This is a genomic window from Bacillus sp. FCW2 (assembly GCF_021228595.1).
Lineage (GTDB): Bacteria > Bacillota > Bacilli > Bacillales > Bacillaceae > Bacillus > Bacillus velezensis.
Genome location: NZ_CP089436.1, coordinates 3,388,347 through 3,411,795 on the forward strand (window position 1 = coordinate 3,388,347; position 23,449 = coordinate 3,411,795).

At 47.9% G+C, this 23,449-nt stretch carries 22 protein-coding genes; 17 read left to right on the top strand and 5 right to left on the bottom strand.

What is annotated here, in order from left to right; genetic code table 11:
* Positions 1-3: 3 nt before the first annotated feature.
* Complete coding sequence (locus K3G25_RS16870; protein ID WP_053285139.1) at positions 4-897, top strand: LysR family transcriptional regulator; 894 nt, start codon at positions 4-6, stop codon at positions 895-897.
* Between the two features lie 112 nt (positions 898-1,009).
* Positions 1,010-2,017, top strand: a complete 1,008-nt coding sequence (locus K3G25_RS16875) for an LLM class flavin-dependent oxidoreductase (RefSeq protein WP_007613877.1) — start codon at positions 1,010-1,012, stop codon at positions 2,015-2,017.
* Between the two features lie 35 nt (positions 2,018-2,052).
* On the opposite strand, the gene K3G25_RS16880 is transcribed toward K3G25_RS16875, so the two are convergent.
* Positions 2,053-3,141, bottom strand: a complete 1,089-nt coding sequence (locus tag K3G25_RS16880; protein ID WP_160183028.1) for an arabinose utilization transcriptional regulator AraR — start codon at positions 3,139-3,141, stop codon at positions 2,053-2,055.
* Positions 3,142-3,397: 256 nt separating this feature from the next.
* Between K3G25_RS16880 and K3G25_RS16885 the strand changes: the two genes are divergently transcribed.
* The 7 genes from K3G25_RS16885 to eno all read left to right on the top strand — a co-directional run bounded on the left by K3G25_RS16885 (position 3,398) and on the right by eno (position 12,273).
* Complete coding sequence (locus K3G25_RS16885) at positions 3,398-4,792, top strand: arabinose-proton symporter AraE (protein ID WP_003151605.1); 1,395 nt, start codon at positions 3,398-3,400, stop codon at positions 4,790-4,792.
* 264 nt (positions 4,793-5,056) lie between these two features.
* Entirely contained in the window at positions 5,057-6,091 is a 1,035-nt protein-coding gene (gene cggR / locus K3G25_RS16890; protein ID WP_003151607.1) for a gapA transcriptional regulator CggR, read from the top strand.
* A 33-nt stretch (positions 6,092-6,124) separates the two neighbouring features.
* Complete coding sequence (gap, locus tag K3G25_RS16895) at positions 6,125-7,132, top strand: type I glyceraldehyde-3-phosphate dehydrogenase (RefSeq protein ID WP_003151611.1); 1,008 nt, start codon at positions 6,125-6,127, stop codon at positions 7,130-7,132.
* Positions 7,133-7,453: 321 nt separating this feature from the next.
* Positions 7,454-8,638, top strand: a complete 1,185-nt coding sequence (locus K3G25_RS16900) for a phosphoglycerate kinase (protein WP_025649298.1) — start codon at positions 7,454-7,456, stop codon at positions 8,636-8,638.
* Between the two features lie 25 nt (positions 8,639-8,663).
* Entirely contained in the window at positions 8,664-9,425 is a 762-nt protein-coding gene (tpiA, locus tag K3G25_RS16905) for a triose-phosphate isomerase (RefSeq protein ID WP_003151618.1), read from the top strand.
* Complete coding sequence (gene gpmI / locus K3G25_RS16910) at positions 9,418-10,953, top strand: 2,3-bisphosphoglycerate-independent phosphoglycerate mutase (protein ID WP_003151620.1); 1,536 nt, start codon at positions 9,418-9,420, stop codon at positions 10,951-10,953. The genes tpiA and gpmI overlap by 8 nt, the downstream gene beginning before the upstream one ends.
* A 27-nt stretch (positions 10,954-10,980) precedes the next feature.
* Positions 10,981-12,273, top strand: coding sequence for a phosphopyruvate hydratase (eno, locus tag K3G25_RS16915; RefSeq protein ID WP_007409956.1), 1,293 nt, complete (start codon positions 10,981-10,983; stop codon positions 12,271-12,273).
* Positions 12,274-12,303: 30 nt separating this feature from the next.
* Here eno and K3G25_RS16920 read toward each other — a convergent pair whose 3' ends face one another.
* A complete protein-coding gene (locus K3G25_RS16920) occupies positions 12,304-12,765 on the bottom strand; it encodes a GNAT family N-acetyltransferase (RefSeq protein ID WP_232489425.1) in 462 nt (153 codons plus the stop codon).
* 131 nt (positions 12,766-12,896) lie between these two features.
* Between K3G25_RS16920 and K3G25_RS16925 the strand changes: the two genes are divergently transcribed.
* Positions 12,897-14,675: a zinc ribbon domain-containing protein gene (locus tag K3G25_RS16925; RefSeq protein ID WP_232489426.1), complete on the top strand. Its 1,779-nt coding sequence runs from the start codon at positions 12,897-12,899 to the stop codon at positions 14,673-14,675.
* A 39-nt stretch (positions 14,676-14,714) separates the two neighbouring features.
* On the opposite strand, the gene K3G25_RS16930 is transcribed toward K3G25_RS16925, so the two are convergent.
* Positions 14,715-15,425, bottom strand: coding sequence for a hypothetical protein (locus K3G25_RS16930; RefSeq protein ID WP_022553805.1), 711 nt, complete (start codon positions 15,423-15,425; stop codon positions 14,715-14,717).
* A gap of 435 nt (positions 15,426-15,860) precedes the next feature.
* Between K3G25_RS16930 and K3G25_RS16935 the strand changes: the two genes are divergently transcribed.
* Positions 15,861-16,493, top strand: coding sequence for an NAAT family transporter (locus K3G25_RS16935; protein ID WP_007409973.1), 633 nt, complete (start codon positions 15,861-15,863; stop codon positions 16,491-16,493).
* A gap of 20 nt (positions 16,494-16,513) precedes the next feature.
* Here K3G25_RS16935 and K3G25_RS16940 read toward each other — a convergent pair whose 3' ends face one another.
* Positions 16,514-17,071, bottom strand: coding sequence for a GbsR/MarR family transcriptional regulator (locus K3G25_RS16940; RefSeq protein ID WP_014418904.1), 558 nt, complete (start codon positions 17,069-17,071; stop codon positions 16,514-16,516).
* A gap of 260 nt (positions 17,072-17,331) precedes the next feature.
* Here K3G25_RS16940 and opuCA point away from each other — a divergent pair, with 260 nt between their 5' ends.
* The 4 genes from opuCA to opuCD are packed head-to-tail and all read left to right on the top strand — an operon-like array spanning position 17,332 to position 20,768.
* On the top strand, positions 17,332-18,471 hold the full coding sequence (gene opuCA, locus K3G25_RS16945; protein WP_232489427.1) for an osmoprotectant ABC transporter ATP-binding protein OpuCA: 1,140 nt from the start codon (positions 17,332-17,334) through the stop codon (positions 18,469-18,471).
* 20 nt (positions 18,472-18,491) lie between these two features.
* Entirely contained in the window at positions 18,492-19,145 is a 654-nt protein-coding gene (locus K3G25_RS16950) for an ABC transporter permease (RefSeq protein WP_003151654.1), read from the top strand.
* Positions 19,146-19,182: 37 nt separating this feature from the next.
* Positions 19,183-20,076: an osmoprotectant ABC transporter substrate-binding lipoprotein OpuCC gene (gene opuCC, locus K3G25_RS16955; RefSeq protein WP_094296336.1), complete on the top strand. Its 894-nt coding sequence runs from the start codon at positions 19,183-19,185 to the stop codon at positions 20,074-20,076.
* A 17-nt stretch (positions 20,077-20,093) separates the two neighbouring features.
* On the top strand, positions 20,094-20,768 hold the full coding sequence (gene opuCD, locus K3G25_RS16960; RefSeq protein ID WP_232489428.1) for a glycine betaine/carnitine/choline/choline sulfate ABC transporter permease OpuCD: 675 nt from the start codon (positions 20,094-20,096) through the stop codon (positions 20,766-20,768).
* Positions 20,769-20,801: 33 nt separating this feature from the next.
* Here the strand turns inward: opuCD and K3G25_RS16965 are convergent, their stop codons facing one another.
* Positions 20,802-21,335, bottom strand: a complete 534-nt coding sequence (locus tag K3G25_RS16965; RefSeq protein ID WP_003151660.1) for a GbsR/MarR family transcriptional regulator — start codon at positions 21,333-21,335, stop codon at positions 20,802-20,804.
* A gap of 285 nt (positions 21,336-21,620) precedes the next feature.
* Between K3G25_RS16965 and K3G25_RS16970 the strand changes: the two genes are divergently transcribed.
* Both K3G25_RS16970 and K3G25_RS16975 read left to right on the top strand, forming a co-directional pair.
* Positions 21,621-22,766, top strand: a complete 1,146-nt coding sequence (locus K3G25_RS16970) for a betaine/proline/choline family ABC transporter ATP-binding protein (RefSeq protein WP_014418902.1) — start codon at positions 21,621-21,623, stop codon at positions 22,764-22,766.
* A gap of 16 nt (positions 22,767-22,782) precedes the next feature.
* The gene (locus K3G25_RS16975) at positions 22,783-23,436 is read left to right on the top strand and encodes an ABC transporter permease (protein WP_017418898.1); all 654 of its coding nucleotides are present in this window, start codon (positions 22,783-22,785) and stop codon (positions 23,434-23,436) included.
* The last annotated feature ends 13 nt before the right edge of the window (positions 23,437-23,449 follow it).

Here is a 23,449-nt window from a genome sequence, read left to right on the forward strand (position 1 = left end):
GTTATGACGATTACACAACTGCGGGTTTTTGTTCAAATCGCTGAAACGGGAAGCTTTACAAAAGCGGGGCAGGCGCTGAATATGACGCAGCCCGCTGTCAGCCATGCCATCTCTGCGCTTGAGTCAGAGCTCGGCATCAAGCTGATCATCCGCGAGCGCCGCAACGGCGTAAGGCTCACGGACACGGGCGGAAAAATTCTCGTCCATATCAGAGAGGTGCTCAAAGGCATAGAAAAAGCCGAGCAGCTGGCGGCCGCGGAAAGAGGGCTTGAACAGGGAACGATACACATCGGCACATTTCCGGCCGCTTCCGCTTATTTCATTCCAAAGCTGATCAGCGTGTTTAAAAAACGGTATCCGAAGCTTGAACTGGTGCTTCATGAAGGAACGGCGGACGAAGTAAAAGAATGGCTGCAATCCCGGATGATTGACGCGGGCATTCTGCTGTTCCCGACAGAGGATATGGATTACTTTCTGCTGAAAAAAGACAAAATGGCAGCGGTTATGCATAAAGATCATCCTCTCGCCGCACGCTCAACCGTAACGATAAAAGATCTGGACGGTGAACCGATGGTGGTTTGCGAAGGCGGTTACACGTCACCTTTTGCAGGCCTGTTTAAACAAGCCGGTGCCGAACTTTGCGCGGCCTTTACCGTGTTTAATGTCAGCACGTCCATCAATATGGTGCGGGAGGGGTTGGGCATGGCAATCTTATCCGATATGTCCATGGCCGGCAATCCCCTCCCGGAAGAAGTGGTGATTAAAGAGTTTGCGCCGGATGTATTCAGGGAGGTGCAGCTGGCGGTTCCTTCCATGAAAGACGCATCACTTGCCGCCAAGCTTTTTATTGATGTCGCCGAGGAGCTGTTCATCCGTAAGAAAACCGCCGCTGACTGATTGTTCGAAGATCATCGAATCAAATTGTTTAACTCACGGGAAAAGCTGTGGTAAGGTGTGTGGAGAGACCTTGTTTAAGATCTGCTTACACTAAACCGCAAAGGAGAAAACGATGGCTGAACATACATTGAAAGATACTGCGTTTTCCGTATTGAATTTATCGCCGGTCGTACAGGGAGGAACGGTTGCTGAATCGTTCCGCAACAGCATGGATTTAGCGCGCCGCGCCGAGGAGTGGGGCTATAACCGCTATTGGCTTGCGGAGCATCATAATATAGAAGGCGTTGCCAGCTCGGCAACGGCGGTGCTGATCGGCCACATCGCCGGCGGCACGAAAAAAATCCGCGTCGGTTCTGGGGGTATTATGCTGCCGAATCATTCTTCACTTGTGATCGCGGAGCAATTTGGAACCCTTGAAACGTTATATCCGGGGCGGATTGACCTGGGGCTCGGACGCGCGCCGGGGACCGACCAATTAACGGCGAGAGCCTTACGAAGAAACATAAACAGCGGGGAAGATTTTCCGGAGCAGCTTGAAGAATTGAGAAATTACTTCAAACCATCAGGCAATGTGCGCAATCAAGTCCGCGCCATTCCGGGCGAAGGGCTGGACGTGCCGATCTGGCTTCTGGGCTCAAGCGGCTTCAGCGCGCGTCTTGCGGGAGAGCTCGGGCTTCCGTTCGCCTTTGCGGCTCACTTTTCACCGAAAAACACCGTGCCCGCCCTTGAGCTGTACCGCAGCTCCTTCCGTCCGTCAGACGTACTGGATCAACCGTACGCGATGGTCGGCGTCACCGTCATTGCCGCCGATACGGATGAAAAGGCGGAGCATCTGGCAACATCGCATTATCAAAGATTTTTAGACCTCGTCCGCGGCACGCCGAACCAGCTGAAGCCTCCTGTTGAAGACATGGATCAAATCTGGTCGCCGTATGAAAAAGCGATGGTCAATGAACAGCTCAGTTCAACGATCGTCGGCGGACCGGAGCGTGTGAAGGAAAAGCTGGAAAGCTTTATCCGGACAACACAGGCGGATGAAATCATGGTGAATTCAGAAAGCTTTGAGCATGCCGACAGAATGAGATCATTTGAGATCATCGCCGAATTAAAAAACAGCTGAACAAAAAAAGCAATGTGCCGCGCACATTGCTTTTTTTATTCGCCGATCCGCCTGACTGAATTCCGGATGATGAGTTCCGGTTCATACACGACGTCATCCTTCTTCGGTTTTTTATGTTCTAAGCAGTCGATGACGTATTTTGCCGCCGCTTTCCCCATAATGGATTTCGGATGCTTGACAGAGGTGAGCTTCACCTCGGAAATCTGGGCGAAATGTGAATCGTCATAGCCCATGACCGACACGTCATCAGGCACCTTTAACCCGAATTCTCTGAGAAGATTAATCGTCTTCAGCGCAATTTCGTCATTGTAGCAAAGAATGGCCGTCGGATGTGACCCGCTGTTTTGCTCAAGGGTATGCTTTATTTTTTGGAGAAGCACGGTTTCTTTTTCCTCAGTCGTGTAAGTCACGATCATGTCCGGAGACGGAAAAATCCCGCGCTCCCGATGCGCCTGAAGATAGCCGTTCATCCGTTTGACGCCCTGCGTGTCATCCGCTTTAAAGATTCCCATAATGTGCGTGTGGCCGAGAGACATGACGTATTCGCAAGCCAGCATGCCGCCTTTGACATCATTGACGGAAAAGCTCGGTGCGGCCAGCTCCGCATAAGAGGCGTTAATCATGGCAAACGGAATGCCGTTTTTCTCCAGATTGAGATAGTAGCCGATGTTGGGCGTCTGCAGCGCGCTTTTCGTAGGCTCGACAATCAGCCCGTCTATATTTTTGGACAGCAGGTTTTCAAGGCCGCGCCGTTCACTTTCTGTATTGTTGTTGGTGCTCGTCAGCAGCATGGAATAGCCCTGTTCGCTTAAATAAGATTCAATTCCCCTGATGATGCTCGGAAAAATATAGTCTGATATGTACGTTGTAATGACGCCGATCGTTTTGTTTGAATGCATGGCTGATTTCGCCGTGCGTGAAGCGACAAAGGTGCCTCCGCCCTGAACGCTGTACAGCAGCCCCTGCGAGACCAAATCTCCGATCGCCTTTCTGATGGTATGGCGGCTGACGCCGAACTGCTGCATCAGCTCATTTTCCGTAGGCAGCTTTTCGTCCGGCTGTATTTTTCCTTGATTCAGCCATGAACAAATTTCTTCTTTTACTTGAGCATATTTCGGTAGCATATCAATTCCTCCAAAATGTATACGGACAAATTCCAGTATAACATAGTAAGCCCTTTCATCAAGCTGTAAAAATAATTGACAGATTATGAAAAACTGCTTATTCTTTATTTGTACGTACTAATTTTCCTTATTTTTAGATAAAATTCTTTATAAGTACGTACAAATGCGGCGGTTCTGAAGAAAACAAAGCAACATCAAGCGTCGCACTCAGATTTGTAAGCGTTTTTATTCTATTATTCGCGGGAGGGTAAAATTCATGAAGAATCACCCGGCACCAATTGGCTCAAATGTACCTGTCACTCGGCAGCATTCCAAGTGGTTTGTCATTCTCATCTCATGCGCAGCCGGACTGGGAGGGCTTTTGTACGGTTATGACACGGCGGTGATTTCCGGCGCCATCGGTTTCCTGAAAGATTTGTACCGCTTAAGTCCTTTTATGGAAGGGCTCGTGATTTCAAGCATTATGATCGGCGGTGTTTTCGGCGTCGGGATTTCCGGATTTTTGAGCGACCGTTTCGGACGGAGAAAGATTTTGATGGCAGCGGCGCTGTTGTTTGCGGTGTCAGCGGTTGTCTCTGCGCTTTCTCAAAGTGTGTCTTCCTTAGTGATCGCCAGAGTCATCGGCGGTCTGGGAATCGGCATGGGCTCCTCGCTTTCTGTCACGTATATTACCGAAGCCGCTCCGCCGGCCATACGCGGCAGTCTGTCTTCACTGTATCAGCTGTTTACGATATTAGGGATCTCCGGCACTTATTTTATTAACCTCGCCGTCCAGCAGTCCGGCTCATATGAATGGGGGGTGCACACCGGCTGGCGGTGGATGCTCGCTTACGGCATGATTCCGTCCGTCATCTTTTTTATCGTGCTGCTTATCGTGCCGGAAAGTCCGCGCTGGCTTGCGAAAGCAGGGCGCCGGAATGAAGCCCTCGCCGTGCTGACGCGCATTAACGGTGAGCAGACCGCGAAAGAAGAAATCAAACAAATCGAAACGTCTTTACAATTAGAAAAAATGGGGTCATTGTCTCAGCTGTTTAAACCGGGGCTGAGAAAAGCGCTTGTGATCGGGATTCTGCTGGCTTTATTCAATCAGGTCATCGGCATGAACGCAATTACGTATTACGGGCCGGAAATTTTCAAAATGATGGGCTTCGGACAGAATGCGGGGTTTATCACGACATGCATCGTCGGTGTCGTTGAAGTGATTTTCACCATTATCGCGGTTCTTTTAGTCGATAAGGTAGGCCGGAAAAAGCTGATGGGGGTCGGATCAGCCTTTATGGCGCTGTTCATGATCTTAATCGGGGCATCCTTTTATTTTCAGCTGGCGAGCGGTCCGGCTTTAGTCGTCATCATATTGGGATTCGTCGCCGCTTTCTGCGTATCAGTCGGGCCGATTACGTGGATCATGATTTCGGAAATCTTTCCGAACCACCTCCGCGCACGCGCCGCCGGTATTGCGACGATATTCTTATGGGGGGCCAACTGGGCGATCGGCCAGTTCGTGCCGATGATGATCAGCGGGTTGGGGCTCGCGTACACCTTCTGGATATTCGCCGTCATTAATATTCTCTGTTTCTTGTTTGTCGTGACGATCTGCCCTGAGACGAAAAATAAATCATTAGAAGAAATAGAAAAACTCTGGATAAAATGAAAGCGTTTTACGACAAAAGTCCGCTCCGGCGGGCTTTTGTCTGTCACCTTCATTCCGTTTCTGTATATAATGACTGTATCAAGGAGATACTGGGAAATCCTGCGAAGAATGTCGACGAATTGACCTTTAACAGTTGAATTAACAATGTCATCCTGTTAAAATAATTAAAGAAAGCAGACATAATTTTTTTTGGCTATGATGGGACGTTTTTTGTCATAGCGGGACATTTTCTGTCCAGTATGAATAGGAAGGAACGTTTGAGTCATGAACCAGTTAATACAAGCTCAAAAAAAATTATTGCCTGATCTTTTGCTTGTGATGCAGAAAAGATTTGAAATCTTGCAGTATATCAGGCTTACCGAACCGATCGGCCGCAGAAGTCTTGCAGCCAGTCTCGGATTGACCGAGCGCGTTCTCAGAAGCGAGGTTCAGTTTTTGAAAGAACAGAATCTCATCGATATTAAAACAAACGGCATGACAATGACGGAAGAGGGCTACTCACTGCTTTCGATTCTGGAAGATACGATGAAGGATGTTTTAGGATTGACGCTTTTGGAAAAGACATTAAAAGAGCGGCTTAATCTGAAAGACGCCATTATCGTTTCCGGAGACAGCGACCAATCTCCTTGGGTCAAAAAAGAATTAGGGAGAGCGGCCGTTGCATGTATGAAAAAGAGATTTTCAGGCAAAAATATCGTCGCTGTAACCGGCGGTACGACAATTGAAGCCGTCGCCGATATGATGACGCCGGATTCAAAAAACCGCGAGCTCCTGTTTGTGCCCGCAAGAGGCGGTTTAGGCGAAGATGTGAAAAACCAGGCGAACACCATATGCGCGCATATGGCGGAAAAGGCTTCAGGCACTTACCGGCTTTTGTTCGTTCCCGGGCAGCTGTCACAAGGCGCCTACTCATCTATTATTGAAGAGCCTTCCGTAAAAGAGGTGCTTCACACGATTAAATCAGCGAGTATGCTCGTTCACGGAATCGGCGAAGCTAGAACAATGGCGGAGCGAAGAAACACGCCTTTGGAAGATTTGAAGAAAATAGATGACAATCATGCGGTGACAGAGGCATTCGGCTACTACTTTAATGCGGACGGAGAAGTCGTTCACAAGGTGCATTCAGTCGGAATGCAGCTTGATGACCTCGATGCCATTCCCGACATTATCGCGGTAGCGGGCGGATCATCAAAAGCAGAAGCAATCGAAGCTTATTTTAAAAAGCAGCGAAACACGGTTCTCGTCACGGACGAAGGAGCCGCAAAGAAGTTATTAAGGGATAACAGTCCCTCAATATAAATATCTCTCACTTATTTAAAGGAGGAAATAATCATGGCAGTAAAAGTCGGTATTAACGGTTTTGGTCGTATTGGACGTAACGTATTCCGCGCAGCATTAAACAATCCTGAAGTTGAGGTAGTAGCGGTTAACGATTTAACAGACGCTAACATGCTTGCTCATCTTTTACAATATGATTCCGTACACGGAAAATTAGATGCAGAAGTTAAAGTTGACGGCAGCAACCTTGTTGTTAACGGCAAAACAATCGAAGTTTCTGCTGAGCGCGATCCTGCGAAACTCAGCTGGGGCAAACAAGGCGTTGAAATCGTAGTTGAATCTACTGGTTTCTTCACAAAACGCGCAGACGCTGCGAAACACTTAGAAGCAGGCGCGAAAAAAGTTATCATCTCTGCACCTGCTAACGAAGAAGATATCACAATCGTTATGGGTGTTAACGAAGACAAATACGATGCGGCTAACCACCATGTTATCTCTAACGCATCTTGCACAACAAACTGCCTTGCGCCGTTTGCAAAAGTACTTAACGACAAATTCGGCATCAAACGCGGTATGATGACAACTGTTCACTCTTACACAAACGATCAGCAAATTCTTGATCTTCCGCACAAAGACTACCGTCGTGCGCGTGCAGCAGCTGAAAACATCATTCCTACATCAACTGGTGCTGCTAAAGCAGTTTCCCTTGTTCTTCCTGAACTGAAAGGCAAACTGAACGGCGGAGCTATGCGTGTGCCGACTCCAAACGTTTCTCTTGTTGACCTAGTTGCTGAACTTAACAAAGACGTAACGGCTGAAGACGTAAACGCAGCTCTTAAAGAAGCGGCTGAAGGCGATCTTAAAGGAATTCTCGGCTACAGCGAAGAGCCATTAGTATCCGGAGATTACAACGGCAATGCTAACTCTTCTACAATCGATGCTCTTTCTACAATGGTTATGGAAGGCAGCATGGTAAAAGTAATCTCTTGGTACGATAACGAAAGCGGCTACTCTAACCGCGTTGTTGACCTTGCAGCTTACATCGCAAAACAAGGTCTTTAATTCATAGCTCCCGGAAAGGGCCGGACTTGGTTCTTTCGGACAGAAACGCTATAATGAAAGCGGACAAGGGAAGGGGACGGACTCCCTTTCCCTTTTTCCATGAGAACCGGCTTTCAGAAAGCGCCGGATTGCTGCAGAACGTCCGCGTTTTGAAGTTTCCGCGGCACTTTCGTTTTCTGAGCCGCCTGCCCTGGCTCAGAAGACGATCTGCCCCGTGCCCGGAAGCTGCAATCTGCCCCGCGGCGGAAGCATCATGAGGCGGTTTCACGTTTCACGTTTTTCGTGCTATGCAAACCATTTTGAAGGAGGATCTCCTAAGGCATGAATAAAAAAACAGTAAAAGACATCGACGTAAAAGGCAAAGTCGTATTCTGCCGCGTTGACTTTAACGTTCCAATGAAAGACGGGGAAGTAACAGACGATACTCGTATCCGAGCTGCGCTTCCAACAATCAAACACCTTGCAGACCAAGGCGCGAAAGTCCTTCTTGCGAGCCACTTAGGCCGCCCGAAAGGCGAAACGGTTGAGGAGCTTCGTTTAACTCCTGTCGCTGCACGCTTAGGCGAACTGCTCGGCAAAGAAGTGAAAAAAGCGGATGAAGCTTACGGCGATGCTGTAAAAGCACAAATTTCTGATATGAAGGACGGAGACGTTCTTGTATTGGAAAACGTACGTTTCTACCCTGGTGAAGAGAAAAACGATCCTGAGCTTGCTAAAGCATTTGCTGAGCTTGCGGATGTATATGTCAATGACGCATTCGGTGCTGCCCACCGTGCTCACGCATCTACAGCCGGAATTGCCGAGCATCTGCCGGCGGTTGCAGGATTCCTGATGGAAAAAGAGCTTGACGTTCTCGGCAAAGCCGTGACAAATCCTGAGCGCCCGTTTACGGCAATCATCGGCGGCGCGAAAGTAAAAGACAAAATCGGCGTAATCGAAAGTCTGCTTGATAAAGTGGACAACCTGATCATCGGCGGAGGTCTTGCTTACACATTCGTAAAAGCGCTTGGCTATGAAGTCGGTAAATCTTTGCTTGAAGAAGATAAAATCGAACTTGCAAAATCATTCATGGACCGCGCGAAAGAAAAAGGCGTTACATTCTATATGCCGGAAGACGTGCTCGTTGCTGATGATTTCTCTAACGATGCAAACGTTCAAATCGTGCCGATCTCTGAGATTCCAAGTGATTTAGAAGCGATCGACATCGGAACGAAAACCCGCGAAACGTATGCTGAAGTTATCAAAAACAGCAAACTTGTCGTATGGAACGGACCGATGGGCGTATTCGAAATCGACTTGTTCGCTCAAGGCACAAAAGCAGTGGCTGAAGCATTGGCAGAGGCAAACGATACATACTCTGTCATCGGCGGAGGAGACTCTGCGGCAGCCGTTGAAAAATTCGGCCTTGCTGACAAAATGAGCCATATCTCAACAGGCGGCGGCGCATCCCTTGAATTCATGGAAGGCAAAGAGCTTCCGGGTGTAGCTGCGCTGAACGATAAATAAAAACTGCTATAAGGAAGTGGAACAGATGAGAAAACCAATTATAGCCGGTAACTGGAAAATGAACAAAACACTCGGCGAAGCTGTCAGCTTCGTTGAAGAAGTGAAATCTTCCATTCCAGCAGCAGACAAAGCGGAAGCCGTTGTTTGCGCACCAGCTCTTTTCTTAGAAAAGCTGACTTCTGCTGTTAAAGGAACTGACCTGAAAGTCGGCGCCCAAAACATGCATTTTGAAGAAAACGGTGCGTTCACAGGTGAAATCAGCCCGGTCGCTCTGAAAGACCTTGGCGTGGATTACTGCGTCATCGGCCACTCTGAGCGCCGTGAAATGTTCGCTGAAACTGATGAAACAGTTAACAAAAAAGCGCATGCCGCTTTCAAACACGGCATTGTGCCGATCATTTGCGTAGGTGAAACGCTTGAAGAGCGCGAAGCCGGAAAAACAAATGATCTTGTTGCCGATCAAGTGAAAAAAGGTCTTGCGGGTCTTTCTGAAGAGCAAGTTGCCGCTTCCGTTATTGCGTATGAGCCAATCTGGGCAATCGGAACAGGCAAATCTTCTACAGCGAAAGATGCTAACGACGTCTGCGCGCATATCCGTAAAGTCGTTGCTGAAAGCTTCAGCCAGGAAACTGCTGACAAGCTCCGCATTCAATACGGCGGCAGCGTAAAACCTGCAAATATTAAAGAATATATGGCAGAGTCCGATATTGACGGTGCTTTGGTCGGCGGCGCAAGCCTTGAACCGCAGTCATTCGTTCAATTATTGGAGGAAGGTCAATATGAGTAAAAAACCAGCTGCACTCATCATTCTTGATGGGTTCGGATTACGCAATGAAACAGTCGGAAACGCAGTCGCACAAGCGAAAAAACCGAATTTCGACCGTTATTGGAACCAATACCCTCATCAGACGCTGACGGCATCAGGCGAAGCAGTCGGACTGCCTGAAGGACAGATGGGGAACTCTGAAGTCGGTCATTTGAATATCGGCGCAGGACGTATTGTGTACCAAAGCTTAACACGCGTGAACGTTGCCATCCGCGAAGGCGAATTCGAACGCAATCAAACGTTCCTTGACGCCATCAAAAACGCGAAAGACAACGACAAAGCGCTGCACCTGTTCGGCCTTCTTTCTGACGGAGGCGTACACAGTCATATCAATCATTTATTCGCGCTGCTGAAGCTTGCGAAAAGTGAAGGACTGACGAAGGTGTATATTCACGGTTTCCTCGACGGCCGCGATGTAGGTCCGCAAACAGCGAAAACTTACATTCAGCAGCTGAATGAGCAGATCGAAGAAATCGGTGTCGGCGAAATCGCCAGCATTTCCGGACGCTACTACTCCATGGACCGCGACAAACGCTGGGACCGTGTGGAAAAAGCGTACCGCGCAATGGCTTACGGCGAAGGCCCGTCTTACCGCAGCGCGATGGATGTAGTCGATGATTCTTATGCGAACGGCATTCATGATGAATTCGTCATTCCGTCCGTCATCACAAAAGAAAACGGTGAACCCGTTGCGAAAATTCATGACGGCGATTCTGTGATTTTCTATAATTTCAGACCGGACCGCGCTATCCAGATTTCAAACACGTTTACCAACAAAGATTTCCGCGATTTCGACCGCGGTGAAAATCATCCGAAAAACCTGTATTTCGTCTGCCTGACTCACTTCAGTGAATCTGTTGACGGATATGTGGCTTTTAAACCGGTAAACCTTGACAATACGGTGGGTGAAGTATTAGCACAGCACGGGTTAAAACAGCTTCGCATTGCAGAAACTGAAAAGTATCCGCACGTTACGTTCTTTATGAGCGGCGGCCGCGAAGAAGAATTCCCGGGCGAAGAGCGCATCCTCATTAACTCGCCGAAGGTCGCGACATATGACCTGAAGCCTGAAATGAGCGCGTATGAAGTGAAGGATGCTCTTGTAAAAGAAATCGCGGCTGACAAGCACGACGCGATCATCCTGAACTTTGCAAACCCTGACATGGTCGGCCACTCCGGAATGGTCGAACCGACGATTAAAGCAATTGAAGCAGTGGACGAATGCTTAGGCGAAGTGGTTGACGCCATCATCGCTAAAGGCGGACATGCCATCATTACCGCTGATCACGGTAATGCGGACATTCTGATTACAGAAACAGGCGAACCGCACACTGCCCATACGACAAACCCAGTCCCTGTCATTGTGACGAAAGAAGGCGTGACGCTGCGCGAAGGCGGAATCCTAGGCGACCTCGCACCAACGTTATTAGACCTTCTCGGTGTTGAAAAACCGAAAGAAATGACAGGAACATCTTTAATTCAAAAATAAGCGTAAATCAAAAGGAGAGACAAACTCATGCCATACATTGTTGATGTTTATGCACGCGAAGTCCTTGACTCCCGCGGCAACCCAACAGTTGAAGTTGAAGTATATACAGAAACAGGAGCTTTCGGCCGCGCATTAGTGCCAAGCGGAGCTTCTACAGGTGAATACGAAGCGGTTGAGCTTCGTGACGGCGACAAAGACCGTTACCTTGGAAAAGGCGTGTTAACTGCTGTTAACAACGTAAACGAAATCATTTCTCCAGAGCTTCTCGGCTTTGACGTAACTGAACAAAACGCAATCGATCAGCTTTTAATCGAGCTTGACGGAACTGAAAACAAAGGCAAACTCGGTGCGAACGCAATCCTTGGCGTATCTATGGCTTGTGCGCGCGCAGCTGCTGATTTCTTACAGATTCCTCTTTACCAATACCTTGGAGGATTTAACTCAAAAACGCTTCCTGTACCGATGATGAACATCGTAAACGGCGGAGAACATGCTGACAACAACGTAGACATTCAAGAATTCATGATTATGCCTGTAGGCGCGCCTAACTTCCGTGAAGCGCTTCGCATGGGCGCTCAAATCTTCCACAGCCTGAAATCCGTTCTTTCTGCTAAAGGAATGAACACAGCTGTAGGTGACGAAGGCGGATTCGCTCCGAACCTTGGTTCTAACGAAGAAGCGCTTCAAACAATCGTTGAAGCAATCGAAAAAGCCGGCTTCAAACCTGGCGAAGAAGTGAAACTTGCTATGGATGCTGCATCTTCTGAGTTCTACAACAAAGAAGACGGCAAATACCATCTGTCTGGCGAAGGCGTTGTGAAAACATCTGCTGAAATGGTTGACTGGTACGAAGAAATGGTTTCTAAATACCCAATCATCTCTATCGAAGACGGACTTGACGAGAACGACTGGGAAGGCCACAAACTTCTTACAGAGCGTCTTGGCAAAAAAGTTCAGCTTGTCGGTGACGACCTTTTCGTTACAAACACGAAAAAGCTTGCTGAAGGTATCAAAAACGGCGTAGGCAACTCTATCCTGATCAAAGTAAACCAAATCGGTACATTGACTGAAACATTCGATGCGATCGAAATGGCGAAACGCGCGGGCTACACTGCCGTTATCTCTCACCGTTCAGGTGAAACTGAAGACAGCACAATCGCTGACATCGCTGTGGCAACTAATGCAGGACAAATCAAAACAGGTGCTCCGTCCCGTACGGACCGTGTTGCGAAATACAACCAGCTTCTTCGCATCGAAGATCAGTTGGCTGAAACTGCTCAATACCACGGTATCAACTCTTTCTATAACTTGAATAAGTAATCGAAAAAACCTCCCCATGGGGAGGTTTTTTTATATATCTGCATAAAGCCTTACCATGTCGCGGCACTGTATCCCGTTTTCGAAAATCTCCTCTTCATAATGCCTGATGAAAAAATCATGGTCGATGGCTTGAAGTCTGAAGCCGCATTTTTGGTAAAGGGCAAGCTGGCCTATACTGGAGTTGCCCGTTCCAATTTCAATAGTCGCCGCTCCCATTTGTTTTGCCTTATTCACGGCCTCTTCTATGAGCTTTCTGCCGATGCCATTGTTGTGCATTGAATCTTTCACCGCAATATTGACGATTTCTACTGTTTTTGGTCTTGTTTTCAAAAGGACGAAGACCCCTGCAAGCTCGTCTGACGTCCAAGCCGTATAGCATTCTCCTCTTACAAGATAATCATCGACAATCTCTTTCGACGGATCGGCCAGCAGCAATAGTTCATACAGCGCTTCATCCGGCTCCGCGGCTTTTCGGATGCTCAGTTTTTGCATGTCCGTTTCTCCTCCTCCGTTATGATCGACAGCTATTTTTCAAAATAACTCCAAAATCATTCTACTTTATTATAAAATATGAAACATAGGAAAAGTTATACAAGTTTTGCAGATTGAATAGGAGGAAAGTCATGTTTTTTTGTAAGTATTGCGGCCAGCAGAACAACGAAGAGGCGCATTTCTGTAAAGAATGCGGAAAACCGATCGGGAAAGGAAGCCGGCTGGAGCGGCAGGCGGCTGAATCCGCATCACAGCCGAGAAAGCCGATCCCTAAAAAAACGCTCTTCCTATGGGGAGGCATTGCCGCAGCGCTGATCTTATTGATTGCCGCATATAAAACCGGAGCCTGGCTGACATCTGAAAAAAGGCTCACAGATCAATTCGAACAGGCGGTTCATGACGGGGACACGAAAAAGCTCGCAGCCCTGCTCACTCCTTCAGACAAAAAACTGAAGCTGAATGAGACCAATGTCAAACCGCTCCTTGCATACGCAAAGAAACACGATGAACTGCTGGCATCGCTTCGCGGCAATTCATCAGAAAAAGATGCGGTATACGTCAAAAAAGAGGGAAAAACCCTTCTTTTGTTTGACCATTACGAACTGAAAGTCGATCCGGTTTATTTCCGCGTCACAAGCAATTATAAAGGCGCCGATCTTTATATCAACAGCGAGAAAACAGGTACGGTCAAAAAAGCCGATGAAACCCAAATCTTCGGCCCGTATGCACCCGGTGTCTACACGGCGGAAGCCAAGCTTAAAAATGAGACGGTTGACGTTGTCAAAAAGCAAGAGGCAGAGGCGGCCGGCAGCCGGAATGTTGAGTTTGACCTGCCGTTAGACGCCGAGGATGTGACGTTCACTCCGGCAGACAGCTTCAAAAGCGTGAAAGGCGATCTGCTGATAAACGGCAAGTCCGTCCATAAAGATCCGTTTACATCCGTTACATACGGTCCGCTCTTAACTGACGGTTCCATGACAGCCGCCGTGGAGGCTGATTTTCTTTGGGGGAAAATGAAAACTGCCGATGTTCCGATCAACAGTACTGATGTGGACTTAACGCTTATCCCGGATCAAGATACACAACAAACAATCATGGACACGATTGTCAAAACAACGAAGCAGTATACAAAAGCGATGGCAGACGGAAATACTGATCAGATGACCGAGGCTGGTTCCGCCTGGAAAGAGCAGACGAAAGAAGCGGTATCCGGCATGAAGAGTTCCGGCACCTTTTTGAAGGATCAGTATAAAGAGACAAGCTTTGATCTGGATTCATTTGCGATTTCTCAAGAGAACGGCCGCTGGCAAGTAACTGTTACGGGTAAAGAGCTTCATGAGTCTGCTTATTTCGACGGGAATACGAAGCCTGATATGGAAGAGGCTGAGCCGAGTTTTCACTATGTACTCTCATATGATACAAAACATAAAAAATGGGTTTTCGAAAAAGCTGATCCTGCCTCAGATTCTTCCGGGACAAATGTAAAAAAAATAAAAAATGACCAGCCGAATACCTATACATCCGCATGGGCATCATCCAAAGGAAATACAGCTTCAGGCAGCGTGACAAACGAGCAAGTCACATCGTTTATGACTGATTACCTGACAAATCAATCAAGCGCCGTCAGCCTTAACAATTTTGCCATCATGGCGGGCAATTTAGAAGAGGGGAGCCCTTTGTATGCTGATCAGCAGAAACTGGTCAAAAAACTGCACAGCGAGGGGACGACCGAAGTATTTAATGAAGTGAATGTCAAAAGCTTTTCACAGAAAGGCTCTCATCTGACGATTCATACGTACGAGGAGTTTTATATTACGAAAGCCGGCGGCAGTCCGAAGCTCAGAACATACAATTGGACGTATGGCGGCGTTGTTAAAGACGGAAGAATTTATTTAACATCCATTCAATAAAAAACCCCCGCGCCAATCAGGCGGCGGGGGTTTCCGTTTTTAAAAGAAGAAATAATTCATGAGTTCTTTTATATAATGCTTGATCGTGAATTGAAACGTTACACAAATGATCAAATAGATGACGATAACAGAATAAATGATATCGGCCTTAGCCGTGAGCTGATGCTGATAGCTCGCCAGCATGAGCGGAGGCACGGCAAACGCCGCTCCTAAAAGACCGACAGCCAGAATGGTGAAGCAAACGGTTGTATGAAGCAGCATAAAAATGAGGGCAAGAAGCAAAATAGCTGTAAACGGAATCAAAAAGGCCCCGAATCTGGACAGCGAATCTTTAAATGACACCTGCGCGCCGCCGGCCTTCAAAGCGATAAAAATCAAGAGATACAGGCAGAAAACGCATAATGCAAAGGTAAGCGCCGGTTTGATCACAACCGCGGTAAAACTGACGTCACGAAAGCCGTCTGATAGGAGAATATAAAACATAATCGGCGTCACCAGGCAGAAAAGCACCATGTTGATGATGCTGCTGACAAGCTGTTCGCCGCCTGTCGTTTTACATGTTTGGTACGGTCTCTTTAACACATCAAGCACGAATAAGGCAAATTGCTTTGAAGCCTGCTTAGCCGCGGCGCCGGCCTGAGCGGCCTGGCCCTGCGTTTGGCCTGCGCCTCCCTGCCCGGGCTGGGGCGCCCCGCACTTTTCACAAAACTTTCCGCCATCAGTATGATGGCCGCATTGAGAACAATACATTCTAAAACTCCTTTTACAAGTAATATAGGGATTTTGTTCAATATTTACATTATAAAAGAAAATAGGGCGGATGTAACGGAGTTTTCTAAAGATATACAAATCACTTTCTCTATGAATTGATAATAGAGAAAAAGTACCCATTATGGTAGAATTTTAATGGAGCTGATAGATATCATGTCTCTCGGCGCATTGATTCAGAGTGAAAAAGGAAATTAACGCATGCTAAAAAAATTGAAAATGCTTTATCGGCTGTTGAAATTCGGAAAAGGCTTATGGAGATAGCAAACAAAAAAAACCGTCCTTAGGACGGTTTTTTTCTGTTTCCGGACCGTCCGGCTGAGGTTATAAAAAGCAGACCCCGGGGTAAAAACCATGCATAAGAAACAGCGGAGAACAAAACATAACTCAATAACGGCAAGCCATAAGGAGGTACGCATGTTTTCATTCATCATTCATGTCTTCATTTCACTGTTTGCAGTCTCCAATCCCATCGGAAACGTGCCGATTTTTCTTTCACTGACGGAAGGGTACTCGGAGAAAGAACGGACAGCGATCGCGCGCAAGGCTTCCGTGCTGTCGTTTATCATCTTAGCGGCTTTTTTAATCTTCGGCCATCTGATCTTTAAACTGTTTGACATTAACATTCATGCCTTACGTATCGCGGGCGGCATTTTTATTTTCGGCATCGCTTATAATCTTCTGAACGCGAAGAAATCTCATGTACAGTCTCTCCATCATGAAGAGAAAGGGGAGAGCAAGGAGAAAGCTGATATATCCGTGACGCCTTTGTCGATTCCGATTATCGCCGGACCCGGTACGATCGCGACGGTGATGAGTCTGTCGGCCGGCCATGGCGGCATCTTCCATTACATCAGCGTGCTGATCGGCATTGCGGCCGTCATCGCGATGACGTTCATCTTCTTTCACTATTCTTCTTTCATCAGCAATAAGCTCGGGAAAACCGAAATGAACGTCATTACCCGACTGATGGGGCTGATTTTGGCGGTGGTGGCGATCGGCATGATCGGCGCCGGTCTGAAAGGCATGTTCCCGATATTGGTTTCCTGACTTAAAAAAGCAGCGCCCGGTTATCTTCGGGTGCTGCTTTTTTCTATTTTCGGCACATGCTGAAACACTTCTTCACTCTCAAAAAATTCTATCAAACGGCTCAGCCAGTCATAATAATGGAGCCAATCCGTCAGTTCATCCAAAAGCTGACGGGCTTTTTCTTCAATATCGGGACTGAGATTTTCCGATTCCAGAAGCTCAGTCAACTCACGGTTCAGCTTTTTATAGAGCATTTTGTTTTTGCTGACCGCCTTTGTCCAATTTGCCGTAAACAGGGAGATAAACGTCTGGTAATAATCACGCTCGACGTCGTAAAGGTCTTTCCGAACGCCTTTTTCAAACACTTTTTCAGCCAGATTGGCATCGGTCATTTCGCGGACCACCTGGCTCATCCTCGTTTTGCTCATCCCGGTCGCCTCTGACAGCTCATTTAACGTCATCGGCTTGCGGTTCATATAAATAATACCGAGCACACGTCCAAGTGTGGCCGGCATTCCGAATGTATGCATATTCTCGGCGATTCTCTCAATGAGATGCTCTTCAGCATGCCCGATGATATCAAGAGCGTTTTTTTCCACGGCTGATCATCCCTTCACTGGCTTTTCATGCTGACAATATATCATATTTTTTACAGTTGATGAAAAAGATGATGCGGCAGGATATGCGAGCTATCGGGAGCGATTGTAAGAACATCCGCATTGTCAGCGGGATAACATGAAAAAATACGTATATTGTATATAATTTCAACACATTGTAAACTTTTTATTTTACAAATTTCATCTTATAATAAAGATTATACTTTTCAGAAAAATAACGGAACCCTTCGGAGGTGCGCGGATTGCTGAGATTAGAAAATGTATCGAAAGTCTATAAAGGCGGAAAAAAAGCTGTCAACAGCATTGATTTAAATATCGAAAAAGGCGAGTTTATTTGTTTTATCGGGCCGAGCGGCTGCGGAAAAACGACGACGATGAAAATGATTAACAGACTGATTGAGCCGTCATCCGGTAAGATTTTTATCGATGGCGAAAACATTATGGAGCAGGACCCGGTGGAGCTGAGACGGAAAATCGGCTACGTCATTCAGCAGATCGGACTTTTTCCTCATATGACCATTCAGCAGAACATTTCCCTCGTGCCGAAACTGCTGAAATGGCCGGAACAAAAGCGGAAGGAACGGGCGCGGGAGCTTTTGAAGCTCGTCGATATGGGCCCGGAATATTTAGACCGCTATCCTCACGAGCTGAGCGGCGGACAGCAGCAGAGAGTCGGCGTGCTGCGCGCCCTTGCAGCGGAACCGCCTCTTATTCTTATGGATGAACCGTTCGGAGCGCTTGATCCGATTACGCGGGATTCCCTTCAAGAAGAATTCAAAAAACTGCAAAGAACATTGAATAAAACGATTGTGTTTGTAACCCACGATATGGATGAAGCTATTAAGCTGGCTGACCGGATCGTCATTTTAAAAGCGGGAGAGATCGTTCAGGCCGGCACTCCTGATGACATTCTCCGGAATCCGGCTAATGAGTTTGTCGAAGAATTTATCGGCAAAGAACGGTTATTGCAATCAAGACCGGACATTGAACGCGTCGAGCAGATGATGAACAAAAAGCCTGTCACCGTTACGGCGGACAAAACGCTTTCGCAGGCGATACAGGTGATGCGGGAGCACCGTGTCGATTCCCTGCTTGTCGTTGATGACCTGAATGTGCTGCAAGGGTATGTCGATGTCGAGATCATTGATCAGAACCGGAAAAAAGCGAGCCTCGTCGGCGACGTGCTCCGCTCTGATCTGTATACGGTCGAGCAGGGGACACTGCTGCGCGATACCGTACGCAAAATTTTAAAGCGCGGAATGAAATATGTACCCGTCGTTGATGAACAAAGGCATTTAGTCGGAATTGTCACGCGGGCGAGCCTTGTCGACATCGTTTACGATTCAATCTGGGGCGAGGAAGACCAGCTGGTGACAGGCTGACAAGGGGAGGAACGCTTACAATGAATGAAATGATCAAGTTTTTGCAGACGAACGGCGGAGAACTGTTATATAAAACGTGGGAGCATTTATACATTTCGATCATCGCCGTCATATTAGGCATTGTCGTCGCCGTTCCGCTCGGAGTGGCGCTGACGAGAATGAAAAAGGGCGCAGGCGCCGTCATCGGCGCCGTCAACATTGTGCAGACCTTGCCGAGTCTCGCGATACTGGCATTTTTTATCCCGCTGTTAGGCGTGGGAAAGGTGCCCGCGATCGTCGCGCTGTTTTTCTATTCGGTGCTGCCGATTCTCCGGAACACGTATACAGGCATTCAAGGCGTAAACAAAAATCTGCTGGAATCGGGAAAAGGCATCGGGATGACGGTCTGGGAGCAGATCAGGCTTGTGGAACTGCCGCTTGCGGTTCCGGTGATCATGGCAGGCATCCGCACATCCACCATTTATCTGATCGGCTGGGCGACGCTTGCTTCCTTTATCGGGGGCGGCGGGCTCGGAGACTATATTTTTATCGGCCTGAATCTCTATCAGCCTGAATATATTATCGGCGGCGCCGTGCCCGTCACCATTTTAGCCATTATCATTGATTATCTGCTGGCGGCGACGGAACGGAAGGTGACGCCGAAAGGGCTGAAAGGACTGAAGGAAGTATCATAAGGAGTTGGCTGTTTTGAAAAGAAATCAAAAGAGATGGATGTGCGCACTGGCGCTGTCGGCTGCTCTGCTTCTAGGCGGCTGTTCCCTTCCCGGCCTGAGCGGGGCTTCCGATGATACGATCAAAATCGGGGCGCAAAGCATGACGGAATCAGAAATTATCGCCAATATGATCGCACAGATGATTGAACACAATACAGACTTGAATACGGCATTAATTAAAAACCTCGGATCGAACTATGTCCAGCAGCAGGCGATGCTCGGCGGTGAAATCGATATCGCCGCGACGCGCTACTCGGGAACGGATTTAACGAGCACCCTCGGCATGGAAGCGGAAAAAGACCCGAAAAAAGCATTAGCCATCGTCCAGAAGGAATTTGAGAAACGCTTCCATTACAAATGGTTTGATTCTTACGGATTTGAGAACACATACGCTTTTACCGTCACGAAAGAGCTTGCGGAAAAAGATCATTTAGACAAAGTGTCCGATATTAAGAAGCATGCGGATCAATTTAAGCTCGGTGTAGACAATGCGTGGCTGAAAAGAAAAGGTGACGGCTATAAAGGCTTTATCGACACGTACGGCTTTGAATTCGGCACAACCTATCCGATGCAGATCGGACTTGTATACGATGCCGTGAAAAACGGGAAAATGGATGCCGTCCTCGCCTATTCAACGGACGGACGGATCAAAGCGTACGATCTGAAAATTTTAAAAGACGACAAGCAGTTTTTCCCGCCGTATGACTGTTCGCCGGTCATTCCCGACAGCGTGCTGAAGCAGCATCCTGAACTGAAGGGCATTGTGAATAAACTGATCGGCAAAATTGATACGGAAACGATGCAGGGATTGAATTACGAGGTGGACGGCAAGCTGAAAGAACCGTCCGTCGTCGCTAAAGAATTTTTGGAGAAACATCATTATTTTGAATAAGAAATGAGGTGGGGCAAATGGAAATGCTGCAGCAGCTCGGCACTTATTATTCTCAAAACGGCGCCTATGTGCTTCAGGAGTTTTACCGCCATTTTCTCATGTCGGTATACGGCGTTTTATTTGCGGCGATCGTCGGGGTTCCGCTCGGCATCTTCATTGCCAGGCACAGAACATTAAGCGGCTGGGTATTCGCGGTGACAAACGTGATTCAGACCGTGCCGGCGCTTGCGATGCTTGCGGTGCTGATGCTCGTCATGGGGCTCGGCGCCAATACGGTGATATTGTCGCTGTTTTTATATTCGCTTCTTCCGATCATCCGGAATACGTACACGGGAATCGCCAGCATTGAACACGCTTATCTTGAATCGGGAAAAGCGATGGGCATGACCAAATTTCAGGTGCTCCGCATGGTGGAGCTGCCGCTTGCGCTTTCCGTCATCATGGCGGGGCTGCGGACGGCGCTCGTCATCGCGATCGGCATTACGGCAATCGGTACGTTTGTCGGCGCGGGCGGACTCGGTGACATCATTGTCAGGGGCTCAAACGCCACGAACGGAACCGCGATTATTTTGGCCGGCGCCATTCCGACAGCGCTGATGGCCGTTATCGCAGATCTTGTGATGGCATGGCTGGAGCGGGCGCTGAGTCCGGTGAGAAAGAAAAAACGAACCAAAGCGCCGAATGCGGCATGAAAAAAACGCCTTGCGGGTCAGGGCGTTTTTTTCTTATGGCTTCGGAACATGCTTGAAAATTTCTTCGCTTTCAAAAAACTCGATCAGGCGGCTGATCCAGTTGTAGTAATCAAGCCAATCCTTTAATTCTTTCAGCAGTTCGTTGATTTTTTCCTCAGCTTCTTCCGGCACGCCGTTTTCAAGGACGGCTGTCAGTTCGCGGTTCAGCTTTTTATGCATCATTTTATTTTTGCTGACGACCTTGCTCCATGTGGCCGTAAACAGCGTAATAAAGGTTTGGTAATAATCCTGCTCGACGTCGTATAAATCTTTGCGGACGCCTTTTTCAAACACTTTTTCCGCCAGATTGACGTCAAGCATTTCACGGACCGCCTGGCTCATTCTCGTCTTGCTCATGCCGGTCGCTTCTGATAATTCAGTTAAGGTCATCGGCTTGCGGTTCATATAAATAATGCCTAAAATGCGCCCCACCGTCGCGGGCATTCCGAATGTATGCATATTTTCAGCGATTCGTTCTATCAAATGATCTTCAGCTTGTTCGATTACGTGTAACGGATCTTTCTCCAACAGTTTCAATCCTTTCAGTCAGCAATTCCGATGTCAATATACCACATTTTTAAACCGGCGGAAATGCTCTTCCGAGAGAATTTGGCAGTAATCCGGAGCAATAAGAAGAACTTTGCCGGTCAATACGGGTTAATCAGTGCTTACACAACCTTTATATATAATATGGACAAATTGTAAACTTTTTAATTTACAAAGTTTAATTTATAATGGGAAACGTTCAATTGTCTGAAAAGTTAAATTTGAATTTAACGAATTGAATAAACTTAATCATGGAGGTGTGAGTGTTTGCTGACATTAGAAAATGTCTCGAAAATGTATAAAGGCGGGAAAAAAGCCGTCAACAGCATCAACCTGAATATCGCCAAAGGCGAATTTATTTGTTTTATCGGACCGAGCGGCTGCGGCAAAACGACGACGATGAAAATGATCAACCGCTTAATTGAACCGACAGAAGGCAGAATCCTGATAGAAGGCCGAAACATTATGGAACAAGACCCGGTGGAACTCAGAAGAAGCATCGGCTATGTCATCCAGCAGATCGGGCTGTTTCCGCATATGACCATTCAGCAGAACATTACGCTCGTTCCGAAGCTTTTAAAGCATCCTGCCGAAAAACGGAAGGAACGGGCGCGGGAGCTTTTAAAGCTCGTTGATATGGGGCCTGAATATTTAGACCGTTACCCTCATGAACTGAGCGGAGGACAGCAGCAGCGAATAGGTGTATTACGGGCACTTGCCGCAGAGCCGCCGCTCATCTTAATGGATGAACCGTTCGGGGCGCTTGACCCGATTACGAGAGATTCCCTTCAGGAAGAATTTAAAAAACTGCAAAAAACCTTACATAAAACCATCGTATTTGTTACCCATGATATGGATGAAGCCATCAAGCTTGCGGACAGAATCGTCATTCTGAAAGCGGGAGAAATCGTCCAGGCCGGAACGCCTGATGAGATTCTCAGATTTCCGGCGAATGAATTTGTTGAGGAGTTTATCGGCAAGGAACGGCTGATCCAATCATCCAGCCCTGATATTGAACGGGTGGAGCAGATCATGAATCCCGATCCCGTGACGGTAACACCTGAGAAAACACTGTCAGCCGCCATTCAGCTGATGCGTGCCGAGCGGGTGGATTCGCTGCTCGTCATTGATGAAAAGAACGTTCTCCAAGGTTATGTCGATGTGGAGATGATCGACCGCAAACGAAGACAAGCGGTAACCGTCGCGGAAGTGCTTGAGCGGGATCTGTACACGGTCAGAAGCGGCACTCTGCTCCGCGACGCCGTCCATAAAATTTTAAAAAGAGGCATGAAATTTGTGCCGGTCCTTGATGAAGCCGGCCGATTAACGGGAATCGTGACAAGGGCAAGCCTCGTTGACATCGTCTATGACTCCATCTGGGGAGAAGAGAATCAGCTCGCGGTGATGTCATGAGGAGGCTTTAATTGATATGAATCAGACCGTGCAATTTTTACAGGCAAATGGAGGAGAGATGCTTTATAAAACATGGGAGCATCTGTACATCTCATTAATCGCCGTCATGGCGGGCATTCTCGCCGCCGTTCCGCTCGGCGTCCTGCTGACGAGGATGAAAAGAGGAGCCGGCGCCGTCATCGGCATCGTCAACATCATTCAAACCTTGCCGAGCCTTGCCATTCTTGCGTTTTTTATTCCGCTTTTAGGCGTAGGAAAGGTCCCGGCCGTTGCGGCGCTGTTTTTCTATTCCATGCTGCCGATTCTCAGAAACACGTATACGGGGATTCTCGGCGTCAATCGGCATCTTCTGGAATCGGGAAAAGGAATCGGCATGACGGCATGGGAGCAGATCAGGCTTGTAGAGCTCCCGCTTGCCGCTCCGGTCATCATGGCGGGCATCAGGACGTCTTCGATTTATTTAATCGGCTGGGCGACGCTCGCCTCCTTTATCGGCGGAGGCGGGCTGGGAGATTACATTTTTATCGGCTTGAACCTTTATCAGCCGGAGTATATTATCGCAGGCGCCGTTCCGGTCACAGTGCTGGCGGCAGCCGTCGATTACATGCTGGGGATGACAGAACGGAAAGTCACGCCTGACGGGCTGAAGAGCATAAAGGATGCTTCATAAGGAGGAGGTCTCT